We start from the raw sequence: 22554 nt of genomic DNA on the forward strand, positions 1-22554 counted from the left end.
GTTCACCTACTCTTTTTGACTTCTACTACTAATTTCTTGATATAACTCTTTCGCGTTATCTTCTGATCGAGCAATCATCAACACACTGTCGTCATCATTCAGAACAGCGAATAACTTCTTATTAAAAAATTTTTCTATCAAGTTGGCTGCTGCAGAAGCATTTCCTGGTAGAGTTTTTAATACTACCATTTTTTCCATTTGATCTGTGGACAAAAACGCTTCTTGCAAAAGTTCGTTCAAGCGTTCAGACAAATTTTCTTCATTTTTAAGAGGAACACTATAACGATAACCACCATTCGTCGATGGGACTTTGATTAATTTCATTTCTTTAATGTCACGAGAAATCGTAGCCTGGGTAACCTTAACACCCTCCCCAGCTAATACTCGTACAAAATCTTCTTGTCGTTTAATATCGTGTTCATTCAATAATCTTGTAATCAAACGGTGTCGTTCTTGTTTTCGCATTGAGAGCCTCCTAACTTAGTTGTTGATGAGCTTGATTGACAATTTCTTTTAAATCGATTGCCGAATTCATCTTACCTAATACCTCACCCGATCTTAAATGAGCCAAAAATTCAATGTTTCCTTCACCACCAGTAATGGGTGAATAAGTAATTGCCTCAACATCAAAACCTGCTTGTAAAGCAAACTGTGTAATGTCATTTAGAACATTGAAATGCGTAGCAGCCTCTTTCACGATGCCTTTTTTTCCAACAAATGACTTCCCCGCTTCAAACTGTGGTTTGATTAATGCTACCACATCTCCTGCAGGAACTAAAATATCCTTAAGAGGAGGCAGAATCAGTTTTAATGAAATGAAAGAAACATCAATAGTAGCAAAATCTGGCGTCCCTTTTTCAAAGTCAGTTGGTTTTGAATATCGAAAATTCGTACGTTCCATTACCTCTACTCGCTTGTCCTGCCGGATCCGCCAAGCCAGTTGATTGTAACCAACATCTAAAGCATAAGTCATTTTGGCTCCATTTTGCAGAGCGACATCGGTAAAGCCTCCAGTTGAGGCTCCTATGTCTAAAACAATTTTATCAGCAATAGAAAGATCAAACACCTGTAGAGCTTTCTCTAATTTCAGGCCTCCTCGAGAAACATATTTCAAACTTTGTCCTTTAACTTGCAACTGAGTATCCTCTGATACTTTTTCTCCAGGCTTATCAAGTCGTTCGTTATTCTGATCGTAAACTTGTCCAGCCATGATTGCTCTTTTTGCTTTTTCTCTTGTTTCAAAAAGTCCTTGATTGTAGGCTAAAACGTCAACTCGTTCTTTTTTCATGGTGCTCTCCTCTATAATGCAAACAATTTAATTAATTCTTTGAACAAACTAGGTTCAAAACCTTCTACTTCTCTCAGATTTTCAACTACTTTGCTAGCCAAGTCTAATTCCGTTTTTAGAGCCTTTTTTGCACCTGCTAGACCTAAAAGAGAAGGGTAAGTACTCTTTTCAGATTTTTCATCCTGACCAACATTTTTTCCCAACATTTCTGTTGTTCCAACTACATCTAAAAGATCGTCTCTAATCTGAAAAGCTAAACCAATATGCTGACCTAATTTCTGTAGTTGTTCAATAACATAATCAGTCTGATCCGCTAAGATTCCTCCAGCAATAAAGGCGAAAGTCAAAAGAGCTCCAGTTTTCCCTTGATGTATACTCATTAATTCCTCTAGAGATATCCGTTGTTTTTCAGCAGCCATATCTCCAGCTTGACCAGCAACCATACCTTCTGTCCCCGAAGCCTTAGTTAGTAACTGAAGCAACAAAATGAGTTTTGTCGCCTCTAAAGATGTTTCACTCAATAGTTGAAATGCTCCTGTCAGTAACCCGTCTCCAGCCAAAATAGCTAAGGCTTCACCAAAAACCTTATGATTAGTCGGTTTTCCTCTTCGCAAATCATCATCATCCATTGCTGGTAGATCATCATGAATCAAGGAGTAGGTATGAATCATTTCTAACGCAGCAGCAACCTGATACGCATTCTTGTCAACTTCACCCTTAAATGAAACGGTAGTCGCTAAAACAATTAATGGACGAATTCTTTTACCACCTGCTTTTACAGAATACATCATACTTTTTCCTAGTTGTTCATCGCTTGCATGCTCTTTGATAAAAGTTAACATAGCTTCTTCTACTTTCGGCAACTCTTTTGCTCTGAAAGATTGCAGCATAGTTAAGCTTCCTCCTCACCAGTAAATGGTATCTCTTCGTTATTTTCTGTCATCATTTTGGTTAGTGTCTTTTCAGCTTTACTCAAAGTTTCTTGACATTTTTTGCTTAACAACATACCTTTTTGAAACACTTCTAGAGCTTCTTCTAGCGGGACATCTCCTCGCTCAAGCTGAGCAACAATTGCTTCCAGCTCAGTTAATGATTCTTCAAATGTTGCATTTTTCATTATTCTTCTCCTTTTTTGATAACTTTATCAATTGTAGCTTTGACGGTTCCATCAATGAAATGGATCGTTAAATCCCTTTCCCTCAGTTCATCTACTGAACGAATAACCTGATTATCTTGGGTCGTATATGTATAACCACGGCCCATAATTTTTAGTGGGCTTAACAAATCTAACGAAGTAATTGCATTCTTTATCGATTGTTCTTTTTGCTCCATAAACACGCTCATTTGCTGATTCAAACGATTAGTTAGATAATCAATTTGCTGTTGGGTGTTTTGGACTCGATTGAGAGGGGTTACCTTCTCAAAACGGCTAATCGTTTGTAGTAGTTCTTTTTCTCGCTGGTTAACTAATTTAGTAGTTTCTTGTTGGAGTTTTTGAATTAAGCGATCTAACTGGATACTTTGGGCTTCATACAAACGTATCGGTTGGCGAAAAATGTATGACTGAATAATTCGTTGATAACGTTCCTTTTTTCGTTCTAATTGATTTAAATAGGCTTGTTCTAAGCGATTTTGCTTTTCTTTCAGTCGTAAGAGTTCCTCGCTTAATACAGGAACTGCTAATTCCGCCGCCGCAGTAGGAGTTGCAGCACGTACATCAGCAACCAAATCAGCAATTGTTGTATCCGTCTCATGACCTACAGATGAAATAATGGGCATTTGGGAAGCCGCGATTGCTCTAGCTACTATTTCTTCATTAAAGGGCCATAAATCCTCAATTGAACCACCCCCACGTCCAATAATCATGGTGTCAAAATCACCTGATTCCGCTCGTCTAATATTTTCAACAATATTTTCAGCAGCCTTATCACCTTGTACAATTGTTGGAAATAGAACGAGCTGTACGATAGGGTAACGCCTATTTACTGTGGTGATGATGTCCCTAATTACTGCCCCGCTAGGACTTGTTAGCACTGCTATTCGTTTAGGAAATCTCGGTAACTCTTTTTTTGGTAAAGAAAATAGTCCTTCTTTATTTAATTTTTCTTTCAATTCCGCTAATGCTTGATACAGTGCTCCCACACCATCTGGTTCCATATGTTCAACGTAAATTTGATACATTCCACTCGCTTCATACAACGCCACTCTGCCAACAACTAAAACCTTCATTCCCTCTTTAGGAACGAATTTCAATTTTTGAAAAGCACCCTTAAACATTATCGCATTTATTTTAGATTGTTCATCTTTTAAACTAAAATATTGGTGATTATTAGGTCTCAAACGGAAATTAGAAATTTCTCCAGTCAAATAAACCCGCTCTAAGTAAGGATCAACATCAAACTTACGTTTTATATATTTATTCAAAGCACTAACTGTTAAATATTCTTGAGCCATTCTTATTCACCCAGTTTCTGGCGTCGGCATGCTTCTACTGTTTGCTGCATCAACATAGTAATCGTCATAGGTCCTACTCCTCGAGGAACAGGTGTGATAAAGCTTGTCAGAGACTTAACTTCATCGAAATTTACATCACCTATCAGCTTTCCCTCTTCATTACGATTCATGCCTACATCAATAACTACAGCTCCTGGTTTAATAAAATCACTAGTTACAAAATGCCCTTGACCAATTGCTACAATTAAGATATCTGCTTCTCTTGCCAATTCATGTAAATTCACTGTTTTTGAATGAGCAATTGTAACAGTAGCATCTTCTGCTAACATTAAATGTGCCATCGGTTTACCCACAATGTTACTACGTCCGATAATCAAGGCTCGTTTGCCAGATAAAGAAATATCATAAGCTTCAAACATTTTCATAATACCATATGGCGTGCAGGGAATCGTATGCGGAACACCAGCAAATAAACGTCCTAAATTCATTGGGTGAAAACCATCAACATCTTTGATTGGGTCTATCGCCAATAAAACTTTTTCTTCATCTATATGCTTCGGCAAAGGTAACTGAACCAAAATCCCATGATATTCATCTGCTTGATTAAAGAATGTGATCTCTTCTAACAATTCTGTTTCTGAGATTGTCTCTGGATATCGCATAACTTTTGAATGAATACCGATACGTTGTGCTGCTAATTGTTTATTTTTAACATAGGTTTGACTAGCTGAATTATCACCCACTAACAAAACGACAAGACCTGGACGCAATGCTGTCTTTTCCAGTTCTTTAACTTCTTTCGCAATGTCATGTTGAAGCTTTTCTGCTAAATCTTTCCCATTAATAATTGTTCCCATGCTTTCACTCCTGTACTTGATGTATGATTTGAAATGAAGCTGGAAAAAATAGCAAGCTTAGCTATTTTCTCCAGCTTCATTGATCTCTTTCATTACATTCGATAAAATACCATTCACAAATTTTCTCGATTGATCGTCACTAAATGTTTTCGCTAATTCTATCGCCTCATTTAGTACAACACGATCAGGAACATTTTGATTGTAAATCATTTCGTAAATTCCTAATCGCAATATAATCAAATCCATTTTGGTAATCCGTTGAATTGACCAATTGGAACGTAAATGCTTTTGGATGATTTGATCTAATTCAGGTTTGTGATTCAACACACCATCCACTAATTCATCTAAATACTTCGGTACAAATGAATCCTCTTCTTCACTAACCCATTCCGCCTGATCAAGACTCAAAGCATGGTTAATGGCATCTTTTTTTGTTAACTCTTGATTGAAATCTAATGGAAAAAGGGCTTGTAAGGCCTTCTCGCGGATTTCATGTCGTGATAGCTCTTTACTCATTATTTCCCTCTTCATCATAAAATAATTCTTCAAGTGTTGGTTGTTCTAATTTCTCAGCCACTACTCCCACTACGTGGATATTAACCTCGCTAAGAGCGACATCAGTCATGAATAAAACCTGCTGTTTCACTCGTTCTTGCATATCCATTGCAACTTTTGGTACTGAAATACCATACTCAAGATAAGTGTAAATATCTACTTTTAAGCCTTGCTCATCATTTGTTAAATAGACACCTTTGCCATGAGCCGCTTTCCCTAAAAGTTCTGTGACATTACTGGCAAATGATCCCCGCATGCCGTAGACTCCTGCTACTTTTGATGCAGCAATTCCGATAATGACTTCAATGACTTCTGGAGCAATAATAATCTCGCCAAGATCTTGATTTTCACGTAAAACTAATTTTTTTTCATCTGCCATATTAACTCTCTCCTTTATGCACGTGAAACATAACTGCCATCTTGTGTATTGACGACAAGTTTATCCCCTTGATTAACAAAAAATGGAACATTTACCGTTAATCCTGTTTCCATAATTGCCGGTTTTGACCCACCTGAGGAGGTGTCCCCCTTAATATTTGGCTCGGTTTCCGCAACTTCTAAAATGACTGTGTTAGGTAAATCAACACCTAAGATTTCACTTCCATACATAATAACATTTAGCTCTGTATTTTCTAACACATAAAGCATTTCATCTGCTATTTGTGTTTGAGGAATTTCAATTTGTTCATAGTTATCCATATCCATAAATACATAGTTTCCACCATCATCATACAAATACTGCATTTTACGATTATCTATTTGAGCTTTAGCTACTTTTTCCCCCGCACGGAACGTTTTTTCTTGAACACCGCCAGTGCGCAAATTTTTTAATTTGGATCGAACAAAAGCAGCACCTTTACCAGGTTTCACGTGTTGAAAATCAACAACGCGCCAAATATCACCGTCGACTTCGATGGTTAATCCCGTTTTAAAATCATTTACTGAGATCATTATTATTCCTCCTTGATTCCTATCAACTAGAGATTTGTTTATAGTTTATCATTTCTTTGGCGCTTATGCTACCACTACTAAAGAATGATTAAATCCTTCGGTGAATGAGTCAATACTCGATTGCCATTTTCTAAAATAACTAAATCATCTTCAATTCGAACTCCACCTAATCCACCAATATAAATTCCTGGTTCATTGGTAACTATATTCCCCGCTTGTAACGGTTCATCATTAGTCCAACTTAAATTTGGTCCCTCATGAATAGCTAACCCAATACCATGACCAGTTGAATGACCAAATGCATCTCCATAGCCAGCATCTGTAATTACTGAGCGAGCACTGGCATCTAGCTGCGCACCCGTCACACCCGCCTGAGCTTGTGAGAGCACTTGTAGTTGTGCTTCTAGAACGATAGCATAAACGTCTTTCAACTGTTGACCTGGATCTCCGATAGCAAAGGTTCGAGTGATGTCAGAAACATAGCCTTGATAGATACAACCAAAATCTAAAGTAATCATTTCTCCCTTTTCAATAGTCTTTTGACTAGCAACACCGTGTGGTAAAGCAGATCGAACCCCTGAAGCAACAATTGTATCAAAAGACGTCCCTGTTGCACCTAAAGAACGCATAAAGAAATCCAATTGATTGGCGATTTCGATTTCCGTCATACCTGGTCTAATCATCTTTAAAACGTGTTCGAATCCAGCATCAGCAATACTGCAGGCTTTTTCAATGATTGCGATTTCTGATTCATCCTTTTGTTCTCTTAACTTCTCAATCAGTCCACCCGCAGGAGCAAATTCCGCCTGAATGATCTCTTCATAAACGGAATAATCAGCAAATGTCAAAAAATCATCTTCAAATCCAAGCGCAGATAATTGATCTTTTTCTACTAGATCAGCTACCACTTCACCAATAGCACCCTGATGTTGAATAATTGTCATCCCCGATACCTGATCCGCAGCCTGTTCAACATACCGAAAATCTGTTATAAAATAAGCACTTACCGGTGTTATCATAGCAACCCCGGCACTCCCAGTGAAATTTGTAAGATAACGCAAATTTTCTGGACTCATAATTAGGTAGCCGTCTAGTACTTCTTTCTTCATTAATGCTCTCAATTTGTTGATTCTTTCTAACATAAACCATCGCCTCATTTCCCTTACTATTATAACAAATCCCAACAAAATACAAAAAGAAACAGGAGTAAAAGCTCCTGTTTAACTAGCGATTTACAAAAAAAGATACTACTGCTACTACAATAACAGATCCCAAAATTGAGGGAACGAGTGCCATCCCTGCTATTTTTGGGCCCCATCTCTGAGCAGCGCCTGTCCAACCGATGACCCGATTAGTCCTGCAATAATATTAAATAGACAGCCTCGTTTTTCACCTTTTTCGGCAATACTGCCTCCGATCGAACCAATTATTGCTCCAACAATTAATGTCCATAACCAATGCGAATTAAGCCACCTCCTATTTAATCTCATTCATTTTAAAATTACAGTTGTAACTTCGGCATCATCCTTTTAAAAGATCATCTGCTCTAATTGTGCTTTGTTCTTTTTCATATCAACGGAACTAATTGCATAAGGAAAGTTGCCGGACAACTGGTAAGATCCTGCCACAGGAACATTCAATTTGTCCATATGAGCACTTCCTTTAGCTAAATATCCAGTCCCCATTTTAACCATATCCTTCAAGCTTAAATTATTACCAGAAAATTCTTTAACCGTTCCATAGTTTTGAGTAATTGAAGTAAGTCTTGGCCGAACTGTTTTTTGTTTCATCAAACGGATAATATCCTCTTGGCGTTCAAAAACATCTATGCGTCCATCTTCATCTATTTGATAGCTTATATAAGCATCTAGCTCTTCAAGTGAAAGACGATGCTTTCCCGGTGTGAACTGCTGTCGCTTTTTTAAAGCCATAAATTCTTTTTGAACAGTAATTAGAATTTTCCCATCATTATCTAGGCCTGCTTCTGCGACTGCTTTTAAACTGTTTCTTTTCGTCAATACTAAATACTTACGAACATCCAATGAGAAGGTTCTCGAAAAAAGAACGAGGAACTGATCAATAGGTAATTGAGTATATAGGGAGCCTAACGTGCTTTTAGCAGAAGGTAATTCCGGTGAGAAACGGATCAGTTGATTTGTTCCCTTTTTTAAGTTGTAAAGAAAAAAGCTGGATTTTTCTCTATCGTCAAATATGAATAAGACATTCATCCCTGCACTTCCTTTCGGTGATACTTTTTCAGTATAAAGAATTAAGCTAAAAATTGCTATCCTACAAAAGGCTGAAAAAAAGATCAGAGTCTTTTTTTCAGCCACCTATACTCTTTTATTTTACCTCAAAAAATACCAGTGAAATAAAAGATAATCACCATTTCACTGGCATTTTTTGAGACTTATATCGAATCCTTATTCTTCAATTGATTGATTACTGTCTGAAACGTCTAGTGTGTCCCCAATAGCTTCTACATTACCCGGATTGTTCACTTCTGATTCAAGCTCTTCTTGAAATTCCTGAGATAATTCTTGGTCAATCTCCTGGACAACCTTATGATTCGGGTCTAAAGGATCTTCAATTGGTACCCAGTCAACATCAGGTTCAGCATGATCATACTCTGTATGCAGGCTTGCTTGATATTCTTCTTCAGTGATGTTCCCACTTTCGTAGCTTTCAGTAAAAGCCAACGTACGTTTTTCAAGTTCAGCTTCCTTTTCTTGTCGCTGTTCAAAATCTTCTGACCAATTTTCTTCTATCATTACGACTCTCCTCCGTTTCTATGAAAACTCTCTATTTGAATACTTATAAAAAAATCCGGCCCGTCTTGATTAAGGCGTGCCGGTTGATTTTGTTATCTCAATTCAAGTAGTATTTCCCATCAAGTATTACTTTTACCAACAAAAAAAGAAACTACCGCTACAACAATTACTGCACCAATTATTGATGGAACAATAGCCATTCCAGCAAGTGAAGGTCCCCAAGATCCTAATAATCCTTGGCCGATAGCAGAACCAACTAAACCAGCTACAATGTTAGCGATCCAGCCCATAGAGTCCCCTCGATTAGTAATCGCTCCTGCAATCACACCAATAATAGCACCTACAATCAATGTCCATAGCCAACCCATAGTTCTTCAACCTCCTTCTACTTAGTACTTATTACAATTTACATGTTACTCTCACTTTTATAATAACGCCAAGAATATGCTTAGAATTACAAATAAAACTGAGAAAATGGGTTTTCTAACTATTCCTGCACACCCCAGATTTATCCGTACAATTTCAGAATACATTACCTTTTTAATAATTTTTGAAAAGAATGATTTTTCGTTAATAGACCAGTGAAATTTTCATAAAAATAATTTCATACTCCTGGATTTTTTTGGATTGTCTGTTATTATTGACTAAACTTTCAGAATATTTCAAATCTATCGAATATTCGATGAAAAGAGGATTTTTATGGAGAATAAACTACAAAAACAAATGACTTCACGTCATATTACGATGCTGGCTCTTGGCGGAGCAATTGGTGCTGGACTGTTTAAGGGCAGCGGCGAAGCAATCGGTATTGCCGGTCCCTCGGTTCTGCTGGCCTTCCTATTAGGAGGACTTGTCCTATTTATTGTAATGAGCGGATTAGGTCGACTGGTGATTGCTAACGAAAATGTTCACGGTCTCTCAGGTATTATCGAACCCTTTCTTGGTGAGCGTTCGGCAGATTTTATTGATTGGCTGTATTGGTCATTGTGGATGATTAATATTATTGCAGAAGCAGTAGCTGCTGCCAGCTTTTTGCAATTATGGTTTCCCCATGTTCCAGCTTGGTTATTTGTCTTTTTCTTGGCAATATTAACTACGTTTATCAATTTATATTCAGTAAAGCTTTTTGCCGAAACAGAATACTGGCTAGCCTTTGCAAAAATTACTGTTATCGTTCTATTAATTATCTTCGGGCTTTTTCTGATTGGCAAAGAAATTCATAGCGCTGGTTTTCTGCCAACATTTCTAAATATGAATGCCCATGGCGGTTTTACACCACATGGTTTGAAGGGGCTGATAAGCTCTTTATTGGTAGTTATCTATTCTTATGGCGGTTCAGAACTTATCGCCATAACGGTTAGCGAAACTGAAGACCCAAAAACGGCGATTCCTAAAGCAATTAAAGGAGTTATGGGGAGAATTATCTCATTTTACATTATTCCGATGCTTCTATTGCTGATTATTTATCCTTGGAATATGCTGGCCCACAGTAACGTGAGTCCTTTTGTTTTAGTGTTCGAGAAGCTTCACATTCCTTTTGCCAGTGATATTGTCAATTTCGTCATTGTCTTAGCCTTGTTTTCTTCTATTAACTCAGGTGTTTATGCTTCCTCACGAACATTATACTTTCGTTTAAAGGATTCTAAGACGATTACCAAAAATCTAGCGGTCTTAAATCGGCATCAGGTCCCTCAAAGAGCAGTATTATTTTGTACAGGAACCTTGTACATCGGAGTTATCCTATCCTACTTCTTAGGTGATAAACTGTTCAATTATTTGGTTGGTTCATTATCCTATTCGGTTTTATTAACTTGGTTGATGATTACCTTTGCAGCTTTTGTACTGGCTTGGAAGAAAGGGACTAAGACTGAGATATTCTTCAGTGGTCTGGCCATTTTAGTACTATTCTTAATTCTTATTGGTATTTTATTGAGTAATCCGATCAGCGTTACAGCAATGACAGCTGGTATTTACTTGATCATCCTTCTAAGCTACCAGAAAAAGCATTATCATACATTGGCAGATCACTCATAATCAAAGGTCCCACCCACAAATGTTACTACAAGCATTTGTGGGTGGGACCTTTGATTATGAGTGATCTGGATAAGTTTAAGCAAGCTCCATTTTGAAACTATGACCTACCTGCATTTTTTGAACAATACAAATAAGCACCTTCCGTAAGAAAGTGCTCAGACTTTATATTTAAACTAATTCTACAGATACTTCAATATTTCCACGAGTGGCTTTAGAATATGGGCAAAATTCATGTGCTTCCTTCACAACTGTCTCAGCTTGAGCTGCTTCAATACCAGGAAGTGATACTTCTAAGATAACCCCGATTTGAAAACCACCATCGTCAGTTTGATAAAGTGATACTCTCGCCTTAACTTCAGAATCGGATTGTAATTGATGTTCCTCTAAAATATGTTGTACTGCTCCATTAAAACAAGAAGCATAGCCAGCAGCGAACAATTGCTCTGGATTGGTTCCTTCTGCATGAATTGACGGTGGTTCAATTTTCATATGCATTTTTCCGCCGGGCGCTTCTACTTCACCGTTCCGTCCACCATGATTAATCATAGATGTTTCGTACATTTTTTTCATCAAGCATCTTCCTTTCTAGTTTTAGTCTATAACCAATCCTTAAGGAACACAATGAACTTGCTTACAAAATGTAGTTTTATGGAAACTTTTTCGATTAATTGAAAAATTAGTTTCTAGGAATCTCAAAGAATATTCATTTTGCTTGTCCACAATTGTCACTTCAAGTTGTATAAATAAAAAAAGAACCAATACCATTTTACAGGTATTAGTTCCTTCATTGAAAAATTATTTTACAGTTACTGAAGCGCCAACTTCTTCTAAAGCAGCTTTTAATTCTTCTGCTTCTTCTTTTGATACGCCTTCTTTAACTGGTGCAGGAGCGCCATCAACTACAGCTTTAGCTTCTTTCAAACCTAAGCCAGTTGCTTCACGAACTGCTTTGATAACTTTAACTTTTTGATCACCGACAGCTGATAATTCAACAGTGAATTCTGTTTGTTCTTCAGCAGCAGGACCTGCAGCAGCACCTGCAGCGGCTACAGGTGCTGCTGCAGTTACGCCAAATTCGTCTTCGATAGCTTTAACTAAGTCGTTTAATTCTAGGATTGTCGCGCCTTTTAGCTCTTCGACAATGTTTTCAATGTTCAATGCCATTTTAAATTTCCTCCATAATATATGTTTTTATTTTTTGTTCTTACGCAGCGATTAAGCTACTTCTTCTTCTTTTTCTGCTACAGCCTTGACAGCGTAAGCCACGTTGCGGACTGGCGCTTGTAGGACAGATAATAGCATAGATAGAAGTCCGTCGCGGTTTGGAAGTTTTGCAAGAGCAGTAATTTCTTCGATAGAAGCTACCTTGCCTTCAATGATCCCGCCTTTGATTTCTAATGCATCAGCTTCCTTAGAAAACTCATCGATAATTTTAGCTGGTGCTACAACATCTTCATTACTAAATGCTACAGCTGTAGGTCCAGTAAACACTTCACCCAAACCTTCAAGACCAGCTTTTTCAGCGGCACGAGATAGGATAGAGTTTTTGATGACTTTCATTTCAACATTAGCGTCGCGTAGTTGTTTACGTAGACGAGTCACTTGGTCTACTGTTAAACCACGATAATCAACAATAACGGCTGAAGCTGCTGCGCTGAATTTTTCTGATACTTCATCAACGATAGCGGCTTTTTTAGCGATTGCTACTTCACTCATTTATATTTCACCTCCTGATTTTGATGGAAGGGTTTTTTTACAAAAAAATACCCTATGCCACCGTAGACATAGAGGGACTATTGAATGTTCTCAATAAATGTCCTCGGTAGGAAATTAAGGCTTACGCCACCTACTGTCTTCGGTACAGTTAATTACTAACCTCGACTACCTTACCACAAGTTAGGTAGTCGAGTCAATCATTAAATTATTTTTTAGATAGATGCTTGATCAACGTGGATCCCAGGACCAAATGTTGTAGTCACTGTGATGTTTTTGATATATTGACCTTTAGCTGTTGCAGGTTTAGCTTTCAATAAAGTGTCATTGATTGTTTTGAAGTTTTCAATTAGCTTCGCATCATCAAAAGAAACTTTTCCAATTGGTGCATGGATATTTCCAGCTTTATCTACACGATAAGTTACTTTACCAGCTTTTACTTCTTCAATCGCTTTAGTAACATCCATAGTAACAGTACCTGTCTTAGGGTTTGGCATTAAGCCTTTAGGACCTAATACGCGTCCCAATTTACCAACAGTTGCCATCATATCAGGTGTTGCAACGACTACGTCAAAGTCAAACCATCCGCCTTGGATTTTTTGTACCAAGTCGTCATCTCCAACAAAATCAGCACCTGCTGCTTCTGCTTCTTTCGCTTTTTCACCTTTTGCGAATACTAATACAGATTGTGTTTTACCCGTTCCGTTTGGCAAAACTACTGCTCCACGGATTTGTTGGTCTGCCTTTTTAGGGTCTACGCTCAATTTATAAGCAACTTCAACAGTTGCGTCAAATTTTGCGATGTTTGTTTCTTTAGCCAAAGCTACTGCTTCTTCAACAGAATACGCTTTTGAGCTGTCAACTTTTTTTAATGCTTCTTGCATTTTTTTGCTTTTTTTAGCCATTTTGTTTCCTCCTTATGTGGTTATAACGGTAGAACCTCCCACGTGTTTTGATTTTTCAATCAAGAGACGACTGAGAAGCTGTAGGTTCAGGAATTATTCGACAGTAATTCCCATGCTTCTTGCAGTACCTTCAACCATGCGCATTGCTGCTTCAACATCAGCTGCGTTTAGGTCTTCCATTTTCAACTCAGCGATTTCTTTTACTTGGTCGCTAGTAACTTTTGCAACTTTGGTTTTATTTGGTTCGCCTGAACCTTTTTCAATTTTCGCTGCTTTTTTCAATAATACTGCAGCTGGTGGTGTTTTTGTAACGAAGGTGAATGAACGATCTTCGTATACAGAAATCACTACGGGAATGATCAAGCCTGCTTGATCTGCGGTACGAGCGTTAAATTCTTTTGTAAAGCCCATAATGTTGATACCGGCTTGACCTAGTGCAGGTCCTACTGGGGGTGCTGGTGTTGCTTTCCCTGCAGGAATTTGCAATTTAACGATTTTTTCTACTTTTTTTGCCACGAGACATACCTCCTTGGGTCCGTGATGTGGTTAATTGGAGATAAAGATTTCTCCTCCCACTGTTACAGTGTGCAAAACACACACTAAGACATGATAGCAAAAGTCTTAAACTATTTCAAGAGCTTTTCAATTTTCTAATAATAAATATTTTCTTCACAAACACTTCATATACGATTAGAATAACAAAACAAATTGCTAATTTTCCTATATATATAGTGACTTTGTGTTAAACTATGATCGAATTGAAGAGGCATTTCTACTAGACACTCAAGGAGGCTTAAAATAATGGAAAATTTAAAGTATCGCAGTGTTTTCGATATTATCGGTCCTGTCATGGTTGGGCCAAGCAGTTCTCACACAGCAGGCGCTGCTCGCATTGGGAAAGTATGTCGGATGATTTTTGGCGAGAAACCCGATTCAGTTGAGATTGATCTTTATGAATCTTTTGCTAAAACTTATCGCGGACATGGAACAGACATCGCATTAATTGGGGGACTTTTGGGTATGAATCCAGATGATCCACGCTTAGCAGATTCTTTAAAAATCGCTCATGAAGAAGGAATCGAAGTATTATTTGTTCCAAAAAAAGAAAAAGCTAAACACCCTAACTTAGTAACTATGCATCTTAAAAAAGGAAATTACAAGATGTCAGTTACTGGTATCTCAATCGGTGGCGGTAATATCCAAATATCAGAGCTTGACGGATTCAGCATCTCCTTATCAATGGGCACCCCTACTTTTATTGTGGTGCATGAAGATGTACGCGGGTTACTTGCTCGAGTGTCTGCGGTAATTTCTGATGCTGGAATTAATATTGGCACAGTGACCATGACTCGTCAGAAAAAAGGCGATAACGGAATCTTAGTTTTAGAGGTTGATGATAAGCCAACAGATGATTCAACAAAAGAAAAATTACGATCTTTGGATCATGTGCTTAGTGTAACCTATTTTGATTAGCTATAAATAGTAAATAATAAGGAGGCAAGAGTATGTTTCTGTCGATAAAAGAATTAGTGGAACAAGCACAAGATTATCCTAGTATTGGTGAATTAATGGTCGCAACTGAACAAGAACTGACTGGACGAAGCCGAGAAGAAATTATTGAATTAATGGAACGAAATTTGGAAGTGATGTCAAGCTCAATTGATGAAGGAATTGCGGGAGTTAAATCCGTTACTGGGATTACTGGTGGTGATGCAAAGCGATTGGATCAATACATTAATTCTGGTAATTTTCTAAGCGGAAATACTATTTTACAAGCAGTCCGCAATGCCGTAGCTGTCAATGAAGTAAATGCAAAAATGGGCCTGATCTGTGCAACCCCTACTGCTGGTAGTGCAGGAGTAGTTGCTGGTGTTCTAATGGCGGCTCGCGAAAAATTGAATTTAACACACGCTGAACAGTTGGATTTCTTATTTACAGCTGGAGCTTTCGGCTTAGTCATCGCTAACAGTGCTTCCATTTCTGGAGCGGAAGGCGGATGTCAAGCTGAGGTGGGTTCTGCTAGTGCTATGGCAGCGGCTGCTCTAGTAGCAGCAAATGGTGGAACCCCACAAATGGCAGCTGAAGCTGTTGCCATTACTTTAAAGAATGTGATGGGGTTAATTTGCGACCCTGTAGCCGGTCTGGTTGAAGTACCTTGTGTTAAAAGAAATGCAATGGGGTCTTCCCAAGCTTTTATCTCTGCAGACATGGCCTTAGCTGGGATTCGTAGTGTGATTCCTCCAGACGAGGTAATAGAAGCAATGTACAAGGTTGGTCGTGCGATGCCTTCTATCTTTAAAGAAACAGCTGAAGGTGGTGTCGCTACAACTCCAACTGGCTTACGCTTGAGTAGAGAGGTTTATGGTGAAACCTCTGCTGATGAGCAGGCAGGACAATTAGTATAAATTCGTCGAAAGTCGAAAAAAACCTCTTAAAACTTACTCGTTTTAAGAGGTTTTTTTCAATTAAATCAATTTTGTATTTTTTACTTCTTCAATTGTTTTAGTACCAGCTAGCTGCATCGTAATAGATAGTTCTTTGTTTAAATGTTCAAATACCGAAGTAACGCCTTCTGCTCCACCTAGATTTAATCCATAAATAACCGGGCGTCCAATGGCTACCAAATCTGCTCCACTAGCTAAAGCTTTAAAAACATGTTCACCTCGACGAACTCCGCTATCAAAAACAATTGGTACCCTTTTGTTGACTACTTCAGCAATTAAAGGTAATACATCAAATGATGCAGGCCCTCCATCTAGTTGACGTCCACCATGATTAGAAATCCAAATACCATCTGCGCCTGCACTGATTGCTACCTCAGCATCTTCAGGTGATTGGATTCCTTTCACAAACACTGGTAAGTTAGTTATGTCCTTAATTTTCTTTATGTCTTCCGGAACTAAACCTTGTTTAGCGGCAGCATAAATTTCAGCGATACCTTTTCCTTCTCCATTACCAGCAGCGTCTTTCTCACTATAAGCAGCTAGATTAGGCATTGGTAATGGAAACTCGAAGTGATTGATAATATCTTCCTCACGATATCCACCTAATGTAGAATCCGCTGTTAAAATCACAGCCTTTGCCCCAGCTTGTACAGCCTTTGCCAAAATGAATTCATTAAATCCATCATCTTTACTCATATATAATTGGAAAAATTGTGGTGCTCCAGGAGCAGCTTCTGCAGCGTCTTCAATTGTTGTATTTGCATAAGTACTTATAGAAAAAATTGAACCCACAGCTGCTACACCCTTGGCTGTATCAGACTCTCCTTTTTCATGAGCCAATCCTTGAGCAGCTGAAGGAGCCTGAATAATTGGTGTTTTCAGCTCCATATCCCAAAGTTTCGTACGTAAATCAGCATGATCAATTCCACGCAAAACTCTAGGCATGATTGATTTTTTATTGAAAGAAGCCGTGTTTTCCTTCATCGTCCATTCATCTTCAGAACCGCCACGAATATATCCAAATGCACCCTTTTCCATACGTTCTTTCACACGCGCCTCTAAGGAAGCTATATTTACAATCTCAATTGGATGTTCTTCATTACTTGCTTGATAAGTCATCGTAATTCCTTCTTTCTTTTTATTACGACCACATCATACATCTCTTACAAAACGTAAGCAAATATTTTTACTCGAGACTGAATAGACTTTTGATAACATCAGTTGTTTTCTCAGAAGTTAAGTCATTTCTACTAGTTTTTAAATAAAAATCCAGTTTTTGTAATTAAGTGTTAATCGCTTAATTTCAGCTTATCTTGTTTCTAAATTTGAACTCCAATTTAAAAAAATTTTACTCTTGTGCACCCCAAAATGGAGGATGCACTATCAAACTTTTCAAAGTACGCTTCTGATTTCTACATAAGAGCTTTAGTCTTCTCCACAGCAAAATTCACTAATACTATGAAAATTGGATATTTAACCTAGTTTCTCTCTGGGTTTACATCTAAAATTTTCAGTTCTTCATTTTAATACTTGTTTTTCTACTACCAGTCAAAATCAAAGCAGCGAGATTTTTGTTTTTTACTTCCATAGAAATTGATTAATTTGTTGATCTACAACCTTATTCTCATGCAATCGGCTGTGCTGTGCATCGGGTCCAGTAAAAACAACCTGTTTGATTGAATTGCCGTTTTTCTTAACTAACGAGTAGATAGACAAAGCACTGGTCAGCTGAACTGTTCCATCATTAGATGTGGAGCTGTCTAATTTCCCAGCTAATAAAAGAATCGGTAAACTTGCTGGTATATTAGCTATTCCGTTCCCATAGTCATTATAACGATCAGATTTTTGTGTTGGACCATTCAATAAAAGATCATCCATGTCTTGTTGATCAGATGTATCAATAAAGTCATTAAGCGGTGATCCAATTGCTATCAGTTTAACGATTTTGGGACTATCCTCTGGTTCTCCATAAGTTGTCAAAAATCGGAAAGAACTAACACCACCCATTGAATGGCCTACAATATTTACTTGTTCAATATTTTGCGAGTTTAGATACTTTAACACAGTATAAATCCATTCCGTTTGATTCCATTCATTACTCTTATTGTCTGCAAACAAAACTTGGATCATTGGATTATTCTTTACATGACTTAATTTCCCGTCAATCTGAAGTGTACCATCTGATTGAACAGTAATGATCATTTCTTTATGTGCCAACTGCTGATTTTCAAAGCGACTAATCATTCCGCCAAATGAGTTAACTGTTCCGCTATATCCATGGATAAAAAGTGTCGGTACGTCACTTTTATCACTTGTTTCAAAAGATCCTGTCGTCTGATTTGTGCTGCTCTCAGTTAGAATTTTTTTATTATTCGAATGACAGCCGCTCGCAATCACTAAACACAGCAGCAACACGATACTCACAATATATTTCTTCATATTAACCTCCCCCCCTATAAAAAAAGCTGAGACAAATGCCTCAGCTTATTAAATCTTATCAATTTGATCAAAATCTAGTTCGGTACTTGTTTCACGACCAAACATATCAATGTTGGCTTTAACCTTCTCACGTTCTTCATCAATCTCCGTGACTACCCCTTCAAGACCAGCAAAAGCTCCTTCGATGATTTTCACCGTTTCACCCAGACCAATTTCCAGTTCATGTTGACGTGTGCTCATACCTAATGAACGTAAAATATGATTGATTTCTTCTGGCATCAGTGGAGCAGGTTTGCTTCCAGCTCCATGTGATCCAACAAATCCAGTTACTCCTGGTGTATTTCTAACAACATACCAAGAATCATCCGTCATGACCATTTCTACTAATACATATCCAGGAAATGTTTTATGAACGATTTCCTTTTCTTTACCATTTTTAATCTCTTTTTCTTTCTCTTCTGGAACTACTACCCGGAAAATAAAGTCTTCCATTCCCATACTTTGTGCCCGAGATTCAATATTCGCTTTTACCTTGTTTTCATAGCCGGAATAAGTATGCAGTACATACCATTGTTTCTCAAAAGATTCCATTTTGTTCATCGGCTCCCCGTTCTAAAATAAAAAAACCTCAGTATCCTAAGGTTTTTTCTCAAAAATAGTATAGCATGCTTTATTGAACTTGGCTACTAACGAATTACCAAATTAATTAATAGTTGAATTGCTGTATCCATAACAAAAAACATTACCGCGAATAAAATCGCTGTTTCAATAACTACTAGCGAATCATGACGCAATTGTTTTCTTGACGGCCAAGTGACCAACTTCATTTCTTCTCTAACACTACGTAAAAACTTCACCGAATTTCCTCCTATTTTGTTTCTTTATGTAACGTGTATTTATTACAATGTTTGCAAAACTTATTGATTTCTAAACGCTCTCCGCGTTTGCCTTCGCTGACAGACTTGCTGTAGTTTCTAGAACCGCAAACTGTACAGGCTAGAGCCGCTTTCTTCGTTGCCATAGCGAACCTCCTTACAAAAACTCACATGGTAACATTATCATCTAATACACTTTCTGTCAATTGGGCAAAAATTAGTTACCTTTATGAGAAAGAATATGATAGTATAATGAAAGAATGAATCGATTAATTGGAGGGCACTTTAATGTTATTAGAAAGTCTAGTTTATCCGAAAAAGGATTTAACTACGATTACAGAATCTGCTACGTTACAAGAGGCTTTAGATATTTTGGAAGAAACAGGTTTTCGTTGTGTTCCGATTTTAGATGAGAGCAAACAAATTTTTCGTGGGAACATCTATAAAATGCATATTTATCGCCACAAAGCAAATGGTGGGGACTTACAGCTACCAGTTACTCATCTATTAAAAAATGCTACAAAATTTATCTCTATCCATACTTCCTTTTTTAAAATATTCTTTACAATTAAAGAATTGCCTTACATTACCGTATTGGATGAGAATAATCATTTTTATGGTATTTTAACCCACAGTACATTGCTTAACATGCTGTCTCAATCTTGGAGTGTTAAAGCAGGAAGTTACGTACTAACCATTGTATCATCTGGAAAAAAAGGTGAGCTTGCTTTGATGACCAAAATTATTTCGAAATTTTCTAGTATTGCCAGCTGCATTACTTTAGATGTAGGCAAAGACATGCAAGGCAGACGAACACTTATTACTCTGCCAAATGGTATTGATGAACAAAAACTGGCGGCAATTGTTGACCACTTAGAACGAAAAAATTTCGAAGTGCAAGAGGTCGAAACGTTAAGTCTTCATTAATCACAAAAGGTGCTGAGTATAACTATATTCAGTGCCTTTAATTTTATGAAAAGAGGAAAAAAATGACCTGTATATTACGTGAATGGCTTCTTGAAGATGCAGAGGAGCTATGTTCTATTATGAATAACCAAAAGATACAAGAAAATCTACGCGATGAAATACCTTATCCTTATCGAAAGAAAGATGCAGAAGAGTTTATTTTAACAACCCTCTTAACTAACCGAGAGCTTTCATTTGCAGTGACTGTAGAGGACAAAGTGGTAGGTAGTATTGGAGTATTTCGTCAAAAAAACATTCATTTTCGAACTGCTGAAATCGGTTACTATATTGCAGAATCACACTGGGGAAAGGGAATAGGAACTGCTGCCTTGAAAACAGTTTGTCAAAAGGTTTTCAAAACAACCGACATCGTTCGTCTTTTTGCAGAACCTTTTTCAGATAACTTAGCTTCTTGCCGCATATTAGAAAAAGCTGGTTTTCTGTGCGAAGGAACTCTAAGGAAAAATGCGTATAAACTTGGACAGTTTAAAGATATGCAACTGTATTCATTAATCAAAGAGTAGAAAAAAGCATGATCAACATGTAGCAACTCTCCAAAAATAACTTTTATCTTTGGAGAGTCACTATATATTGATCATGCTTTATATTTTATACTGTCTTTTCAAAATGTAGGCGTTGATCTAAATAATACATTAATGGTGCTGAAATAGTCATAATAATTGCTTCACTAGCAGCTAGCCAAGCATAAGTTATCCAAAAAGGCAATGCTGCAGTTAAGTAGAGCATCACTGCAATTAAAGCCATACTAACACTAAAGAATAGAACATTTAAGGCTAAACGGATCTTTATATTTTTAACCTTGTTCTGTAAAAGTGCAGTCATCCCTAAAGCTAACAATGTCTGCCCTCCCCCAAAAACAACATCTAAAATTCCCATGCCAAATATTGCATTATAGATTATTACTCCTCCTAAAACACCCCACAGGTATTTTCGATTAAATACAACTAAGTGATTTAAACTTTCCGAAATTCGAAATTGAATAGGACCAGAGGCCACTGGTGAAACTAAAATTGTTAAGGCCAAATACAAAGCCATCAGTATACCATTAGTAATCACTATATTTATACGATTTTTTTCTGCTAAATGCACTATTTCCCCTTCTTTCTCCAAGTTTTGTTTACGCGGGATGGTTGATGAACCGCGGGTAAATCCTGAACCATCATACTTTTTTTCCTGGGGCAAGTCAACTTTTCTTGATGAAAAATAAAAAATTGACGCATAATGATGTTTCATTTGCAAAACGTCTGTTATAATTAGCTCCTGAAAGGAAAGAACAATTTATGAATTTTCACTATCATTTACTGATTAATCCGGCTGCTGGCAGTGGAACTGCCAATAAGAAAGCTAGTCAGCTAATTGATCTGTTTGATCAAAACGATTTTACATACACACCTTATTACACAACTTATGCAGGCGAGGAAAAGGAAATTGTCAAACGCTTAATCGGATTTCTCACACCTTGGGATGAGGAACTGCTTCAACAGCCAGACGATGAACCCTATCATTTATTGATTGTTGTAGGTGGTGATGGCACCTTACATCAAGTAGTCAATCAATTCTATTTGACTGGAGTTAATCTCCCGATAAGTTACCTCCCAGCCGGTTCAGGCAATGATTTTGCTAGAGGGATTGGATTATCGCTGCAAGTTGAGAGTGCTTTTAGACAAATCACTGGAGCTGACAGACCACAGAAGATCAATGTTCTACTTTATGAAGAAAAAATCAGTGAAGAATATGGATTAGTCTTAAATAATGTGGGGATTGGACTAGATGCATTAATTGTTGCTACTACCAATGCTTCAGCTTCTAAAAAATTACTAAATAAGTATAAGCTTGGGTTTGCTTCATATGGACTCTATTTAATAAAGGCACTTTTAACTCAGAAAACATTCCCCATCTTAGTTGAAATAAATGGGCACAAGCAAGAATTTAATCGAACATTTTTATGTACCACCACAAACATACCTTATTTTGGTGGAGGAATCCCCATTGCTCCTATGGCTGATCCAAGGAAGGAAATGATCGATTTAGTTGTCATTGAAAAACCGAATTTATTTGCGATTATTCGCTTGTTGCTGCAATTATTACAAAAAAAGCATACGAATAATAGGCATTATCGACATTTTTCTAGTTCTCGTATCAGAATTGTTTCTGTTGATCCCCAACATGGACAAGCTGATGGTGAAAACATGGGCCAACGCTCTTATGACCTTTACTTTTCTACAAGCTCTCAATATATTTGGTATACTGATAAGCAGTAAAAAATAAACCTAAGTAAATT

General features: G+C 37.4%; 30 protein-coding genes, 1 pseudogene and 1 other annotated feature. Of the genes and pseudogenes, 6 read left to right on the forward strand and 25 right to left on the reverse strand.

The genetic code is table 11. From position 1 onward, the window contains the following. Window positions 1-6: 6 nt before the first annotated feature. The 14 genes and pseudogenes from I588_RS15115 to I588_RS15180 all read right to left on the reverse strand — a co-directional run bounded on the left by I588_RS15115 (window position 7) and on the right by I588_RS15180 (window position 9244). On the reverse strand, window positions 7-465 hold the full coding sequence (locus I588_RS15115; RefSeq protein WP_010759628.1) for an arginine repressor: 459 nt from the start codon (window positions 463-465) through the stop codon (window positions 7-9). A 10-nt stretch (window positions 466-475) separates the two neighbouring features. Then, window positions 476-1288 (reverse strand): TlyA family RNA methyltransferase, encoded by an 813-nt coding sequence (locus tag I588_RS15120; protein ID WP_010759629.1) that lies wholly within the window; start codon window positions 1286-1288, stop codon window positions 476-478. Window positions 1289-1299: 11 nt separating this feature from the next. Next, on the reverse strand, window positions 1300-2178 hold the full coding sequence (locus tag I588_RS15125) for a polyprenyl synthetase family protein (RefSeq protein ID WP_010759630.1): 879 nt from the start codon (window positions 2176-2178) through the stop codon (window positions 1300-1302). A 2-nt stretch (window positions 2179-2180) separates the two neighbouring features. Further along, window positions 2181-2405, reverse strand: coding sequence for an exodeoxyribonuclease VII small subunit (locus tag I588_RS15130; RefSeq protein ID WP_010759631.1), 225 nt, complete (start codon window positions 2403-2405; stop codon window positions 2181-2183). Then, window positions 2405-3742 (reverse strand): exodeoxyribonuclease VII large subunit, encoded by a 1338-nt coding sequence (gene xseA / locus I588_RS15135; protein ID WP_010759632.1) that lies wholly within the window; start codon window positions 3740-3742, stop codon window positions 2405-2407. The genes I588_RS15130 and xseA overlap by 1 nt, the downstream gene beginning before the upstream one ends. Window positions 3743-3744: 2 nt before the next feature. Further along, window positions 3745-4599: a bifunctional methylenetetrahydrofolate dehydrogenase/methenyltetrahydrofolate cyclohydrolase gene (locus I588_RS15140; protein WP_010759633.1), complete on the reverse strand. Its 855-nt coding sequence runs from the start codon at window positions 4597-4599 to the stop codon at window positions 3745-3747. 57 nt (window positions 4600-4656) lie between these two features. Further along, a complete protein-coding gene (gene nusB / locus I588_RS15145; protein ID WP_010759634.1) occupies window positions 4657-5115 on the reverse strand; it encodes a transcription antitermination factor NusB in 459 nt (152 codons plus the stop codon). Continuing rightward, a complete protein-coding gene (locus I588_RS15150) occupies window positions 5108-5533 on the reverse strand; it encodes an Asp23/Gls24 family envelope stress response protein (protein WP_010759635.1) in 426 nt (141 codons plus the stop codon). The genes nusB and I588_RS15150 overlap by 8 nt, the downstream gene beginning before the upstream one ends. 14 nt (window positions 5534-5547) lie before the next feature. Further along, window positions 5548-6105: an elongation factor P gene (efp, locus tag I588_RS15155; RefSeq protein WP_010759636.1), complete on the reverse strand. Its 558-nt coding sequence runs from the start codon at window positions 6103-6105 to the stop codon at window positions 5548-5550. Window positions 6106-6182: 77 nt separating this feature from the next. After that, a complete protein-coding gene (locus tag I588_RS15160; protein WP_010759637.1) occupies window positions 6183-7247 on the reverse strand; it encodes a M24 family metallopeptidase in 1065 nt (354 codons plus the stop codon). Window positions 7248-7329: 82 nt separating this feature from the next. Beyond that, window positions 7330-7595 (reverse strand): annotated as a pseudogene (locus I588_RS27500) (GlsB/YeaQ/YmgE family stress response membrane protein). A gap of 39 nt (window positions 7596-7634) precedes the next feature. Further along, complete coding sequence (locus tag I588_RS15170) at window positions 7635-8438, reverse strand: LCP family protein (RefSeq protein ID WP_248628231.1); 804 nt, start codon at window positions 8436-8438, stop codon at window positions 7635-7637. Window positions 8439-8528: 90 nt separating this feature from the next. Beyond that, on the reverse strand, window positions 8529-8876 hold the full coding sequence (locus I588_RS15175; protein WP_010759639.1) for a hypothetical protein: 348 nt from the start codon (window positions 8874-8876) through the stop codon (window positions 8529-8531). A gap of 119 nt (window positions 8877-8995) precedes the next feature. Beyond that, entirely contained in the window at window positions 8996-9244 is a 249-nt protein-coding gene (locus I588_RS15180) for a GlsB/YeaQ/YmgE family stress response membrane protein (RefSeq protein ID WP_010759640.1), read from the reverse strand. A 331-nt stretch (window positions 9245-9575) separates the two neighbouring features. Between I588_RS15180 and I588_RS15185 the strand changes: the two genes are divergently transcribed. Further along, the gene (locus tag I588_RS15185) at window positions 9576-10910 is read left to right on the forward strand and encodes an amino acid permease (protein WP_010759641.1); all 1335 of its coding nucleotides are present in this window, start codon (window positions 9576-9578) and stop codon (window positions 10908-10910) included. 168 nt (window positions 10911-11078) lie between these two features. Here the strand turns inward: I588_RS15185 and I588_RS15190 are convergent, their stop codons facing one another. The 5 genes from I588_RS15190 to rplK form a co-directional block, all read right to left on the reverse strand. Continuing rightward, window positions 11079-11480, reverse strand: a complete 402-nt coding sequence (locus I588_RS15190; protein WP_010759642.1) for an organic hydroperoxide resistance protein — start codon at window positions 11478-11480, stop codon at window positions 11079-11081. A gap of 225 nt (window positions 11481-11705) precedes the next feature. Then, window positions 11706-12074 carry a 50S ribosomal protein L7/L12 gene (gene rplL / locus I588_RS15195; protein ID WP_010759643.1) on the reverse strand — a complete coding sequence of 123 codons (369 nt, stop codon included), beginning with the start codon at window positions 12072-12074 and terminating at the stop codon, window positions 11706-11708. Window positions 12075-12125: 51 nt separating this feature from the next. Further along, window positions 12126-12626 (reverse strand): 50S ribosomal protein L10, encoded by a 501-nt coding sequence (rplJ, locus tag I588_RS15200; RefSeq protein ID WP_010759644.1) that lies wholly within the window; start codon window positions 12624-12626, stop codon window positions 12126-12128. A 34-nt stretch (window positions 12627-12660) separates the two neighbouring features. Then, window positions 12661-12787: a sequence feature (ribosomal protein L10 leader region), on the reverse strand. Window positions 12788-12838: 51 nt separating this feature from the next. After that, window positions 12839-13528, reverse strand: coding sequence for a 50S ribosomal protein L1 (rplA, locus tag I588_RS15205; RefSeq protein ID WP_010759645.1), 690 nt, complete (start codon window positions 13526-13528; stop codon window positions 12839-12841). A gap of 93 nt (window positions 13529-13621) precedes the next feature. Continuing rightward, window positions 13622-14044, reverse strand: coding sequence for a 50S ribosomal protein L11 (rplK, locus tag I588_RS15210; RefSeq protein ID WP_010759646.1), 423 nt, complete (start codon window positions 14042-14044; stop codon window positions 13622-13624). A gap of 285 nt (window positions 14045-14329) precedes the next feature. On the opposite strand from rplK, the gene sdaAB reads away from it, so the two are divergent. Both sdaAB and sdaAA read left to right on the forward strand, forming a co-directional pair. Continuing rightward, window positions 14330-15001, forward strand: coding sequence for an L-serine ammonia-lyase, iron-sulfur-dependent subunit beta (sdaAB, locus tag I588_RS15215; protein WP_010759647.1), 672 nt, complete (start codon window positions 14330-14332; stop codon window positions 14999-15001). Window positions 15002-15033: 32 nt separating this feature from the next. Continuing rightward, window positions 15034-15933 (forward strand): L-serine ammonia-lyase, iron-sulfur-dependent, subunit alpha, encoded by a 900-nt coding sequence (sdaAA, locus tag I588_RS15220; RefSeq protein WP_010759648.1) that lies wholly within the window; start codon window positions 15034-15036, stop codon window positions 15931-15933. A gap of 60 nt (window positions 15934-15993) precedes the next feature. Here sdaAA and I588_RS15225 read toward each other — a convergent pair whose 3' ends face one another. From I588_RS15225 to rpmG, 5 genes are all read right to left on the reverse strand, one after another. After that, window positions 15994-17091 carry a lactate oxidase gene (locus I588_RS15225; RefSeq protein WP_010759649.1) on the reverse strand — a complete coding sequence of 366 codons (1098 nt, stop codon included), beginning with the start codon at window positions 17089-17091 and terminating at the stop codon, window positions 15994-15996. 459 nt (window positions 17092-17550) lie between these two features. After that, window positions 17551-18411, reverse strand: a complete 861-nt coding sequence (locus I588_RS15230; protein WP_010759650.1) for an alpha/beta hydrolase — start codon at window positions 18409-18411, stop codon at window positions 17551-17553. Window positions 18412-18459: 48 nt separating this feature from the next. Continuing rightward, a complete protein-coding gene (nusG, locus tag I588_RS15235; RefSeq protein ID WP_010759651.1) occupies window positions 18460-19002 on the reverse strand; it encodes a transcription termination/antitermination protein NusG in 543 nt (180 codons plus the stop codon). A gap of 95 nt (window positions 19003-19097) precedes the next feature. Further along, a complete protein-coding gene (secE, locus tag I588_RS15240) occupies window positions 19098-19268 on the reverse strand; it encodes a preprotein translocase subunit SecE (protein ID WP_010759652.1) in 171 nt (56 codons plus the stop codon). Window positions 19269-19279: 11 nt separating this feature from the next. After that, entirely contained in the window at window positions 19280-19432 is a 153-nt protein-coding gene (rpmG, locus tag I588_RS15245; RefSeq protein WP_010759653.1) for a 50S ribosomal protein L33, read from the reverse strand. Between the two features lie 142 nt (window positions 19433-19574). Between rpmG and cbpA the strand changes: the two genes are divergently transcribed. Beyond that, window positions 19575-20213: a cyclic di-AMP binding protein CbpA gene (gene cbpA / locus I588_RS15250; protein ID WP_010759654.1), complete on the forward strand. Its 639-nt coding sequence runs from the start codon at window positions 19575-19577 to the stop codon at window positions 20211-20213. Window positions 20214-20275: 62 nt separating this feature from the next. Further along, window positions 20276-20776: a GNAT family N-acetyltransferase gene (locus I588_RS15255; protein WP_010759655.1), complete on the forward strand. Its 501-nt coding sequence runs from the start codon at window positions 20276-20278 to the stop codon at window positions 20774-20776. Between the two features lie 85 nt (window positions 20777-20861). Here the strand turns inward: I588_RS15255 and I588_RS15260 are convergent, their stop codons facing one another. After that, entirely contained in the window at window positions 20862-21365 is a 504-nt protein-coding gene (locus I588_RS15260) for a QueT transporter family protein (RefSeq protein ID WP_425387143.1), read from the reverse strand. A gap of 188 nt (window positions 21366-21553) precedes the next feature. On the opposite strand from I588_RS15260, the gene I588_RS15265 reads away from it, so the two are divergent. Continuing rightward, the gene (locus I588_RS15265) at window positions 21554-22534 is read left to right on the forward strand and encodes a diacylglycerol/lipid kinase family protein (RefSeq protein ID WP_010759657.1); all 981 of its coding nucleotides are present in this window, start codon (window positions 21554-21556) and stop codon (window positions 22532-22534) included. Window positions 22535-22554 lie beyond the last annotated feature (20 nt).

Source organism: Enterococcus pallens ATCC BAA-351 (assembly GCF_000407485.1).
GTDB lineage: Bacteria > Bacillota > Bacilli > Lactobacillales > Enterococcaceae > Enterococcus_A > Enterococcus_A pallens.

Coding starts and splice junctions, on each gene's coding strand:
- I588_RS15230 (WP_010759650.1), bottom strand. CDS start 18,411: ATGAAGAAATATATTGTGAGTATCGTGTTGCTGCTGTGTTTAGTGATT.
- I588_RS15185 (WP_010759641.1), top strand. CDS start 9,576: ATGGAGAATAAACTACAAAAACAAATGACTTCACGTCATATTACGATG.
- efp (WP_010759636.1), bottom strand. CDS start 6,105: ATGATCTCAGTAAATGATTTTAAAACGGGATTAACCATCGAAGTCGAC.
- rplJ (WP_010759644.1), bottom strand. CDS start 12,626: ATGAGTGAAGTAGCAATCGCTAAAAAAGCCGCTATCGTTGATGAAGTA.
- rpmG (WP_010759653.1), bottom strand. CDS start 19,432: ATGGCAACGAAGAAAGCGGCTCTAGCCTGTACAGTTTGCGGTTCTAGA.
- I588_RS15180 (WP_010759640.1), bottom strand. CDS start 9,244: ATGGGTTGGCTATGGACATTGATTGTAGGTGCTATTATTGGTGTGATT.
- I588_RS15130 (WP_010759631.1), bottom strand. CDS start 2,405: ATGAAAAATGCAACATTTGAAGAATCATTAACTGAGCTGGAAGCAATT.
- nusG (WP_010759651.1), bottom strand. CDS start 19,002: ATGGAATCTTTTGAGAAACAATGGTATGTACTGCATACTTATTCCGGC.
- I588_RS15265 (WP_010759657.1), top strand. CDS start 21,554: ATGAATTTTCACTATCATTTACTGATTAATCCGGCTGCTGGCAGTGGA.
- I588_RS15190 (WP_010759642.1), bottom strand. CDS start 11,480: ATGAAAAAAATGTACGAAACATCTATGATTAATCATGGTGGACGGAAC.
- I588_RS15160 (WP_010759637.1), bottom strand. CDS start 7,247: ATGTTAGAAAGAATCAACAAATTGAGAGCATTAATGAAGAAAGAAGTA.
- I588_RS15125 (WP_010759630.1), bottom strand. CDS start 2,178: ATGCTGCAATCTTTCAGAGCAAAAGAGTTGCCGAAAGTAGAAGAAGCT.
- I588_RS15120 (WP_010759629.1), bottom strand. CDS start 1,288: ATGAAAAAAGAACGAGTTGACGTTTTAGCCTACAATCAAGGACTTTTT.
- cbpA (WP_010759654.1), top strand. CDS start 19,575: ATGTTATTAGAAAGTCTAGTTTATCCGAAAAAGGATTTAACTACGATT.
- I588_RS15150 (WP_010759635.1), bottom strand. CDS start 5,533: ATGGCAGATGAAAAAAAATTAGTTTTACGTGAAAATCAAGATCTTGGC.
- I588_RS15140 (WP_010759633.1), bottom strand. CDS start 4,599: ATGGGAACAATTATTAATGGGAAAGATTTAGCAGAAAAGCTTCAACAT.
- rplL (WP_010759643.1), bottom strand. CDS start 12,074: ATGGCATTGAACATTGAAAACATTGTCGAAGAGCTAAAAGGCGCGACA.
- I588_RS15225 (WP_010759649.1), bottom strand. CDS start 17,091: ATGACTTATCAAGCAAGTAATGAAGAACATCCAATTGAGATTGTAAAT.
- nusB (WP_010759634.1), bottom strand. CDS start 5,115: ATGAGTAAAGAGCTATCACGACATGAAATCCGCGAGAAGGCCTTACAA.
- I588_RS15175 (WP_010759639.1), bottom strand. CDS start 8,876: ATGATAGAAGAAAATTGGTCAGAAGATTTTGAACAGCGACAAGAAAAG.
- rplA (WP_010759645.1), bottom strand. CDS start 13,528: ATGGCTAAAAAAAGCAAAAAAATGCAAGAAGCATTAAAAAAAGTTGAC.
- I588_RS15255 (WP_010759655.1), top strand. CDS start 20,276: ATGACCTGTATATTACGTGAATGGCTTCTTGAAGATGCAGAGGAGCTA.
- sdaAB (WP_010759647.1), top strand. CDS start 14,330: ATGGAAAATTTAAAGTATCGCAGTGTTTTCGATATTATCGGTCCTGTC.
- sdaAA (WP_010759648.1), top strand. CDS start 15,034: ATGTTTCTGTCGATAAAAGAATTAGTGGAACAAGCACAAGATTATCCT.
- xseA (WP_010759632.1), bottom strand. CDS start 3,742: ATGGCTCAAGAATATTTAACAGTTAGTGCTTTGAATAAATATATAAAA.
- I588_RS15115 (WP_010759628.1), bottom strand. CDS start 465: ATGCGAAAACAAGAACGACACCGTTTGATTACAAGATTATTGAATGAA.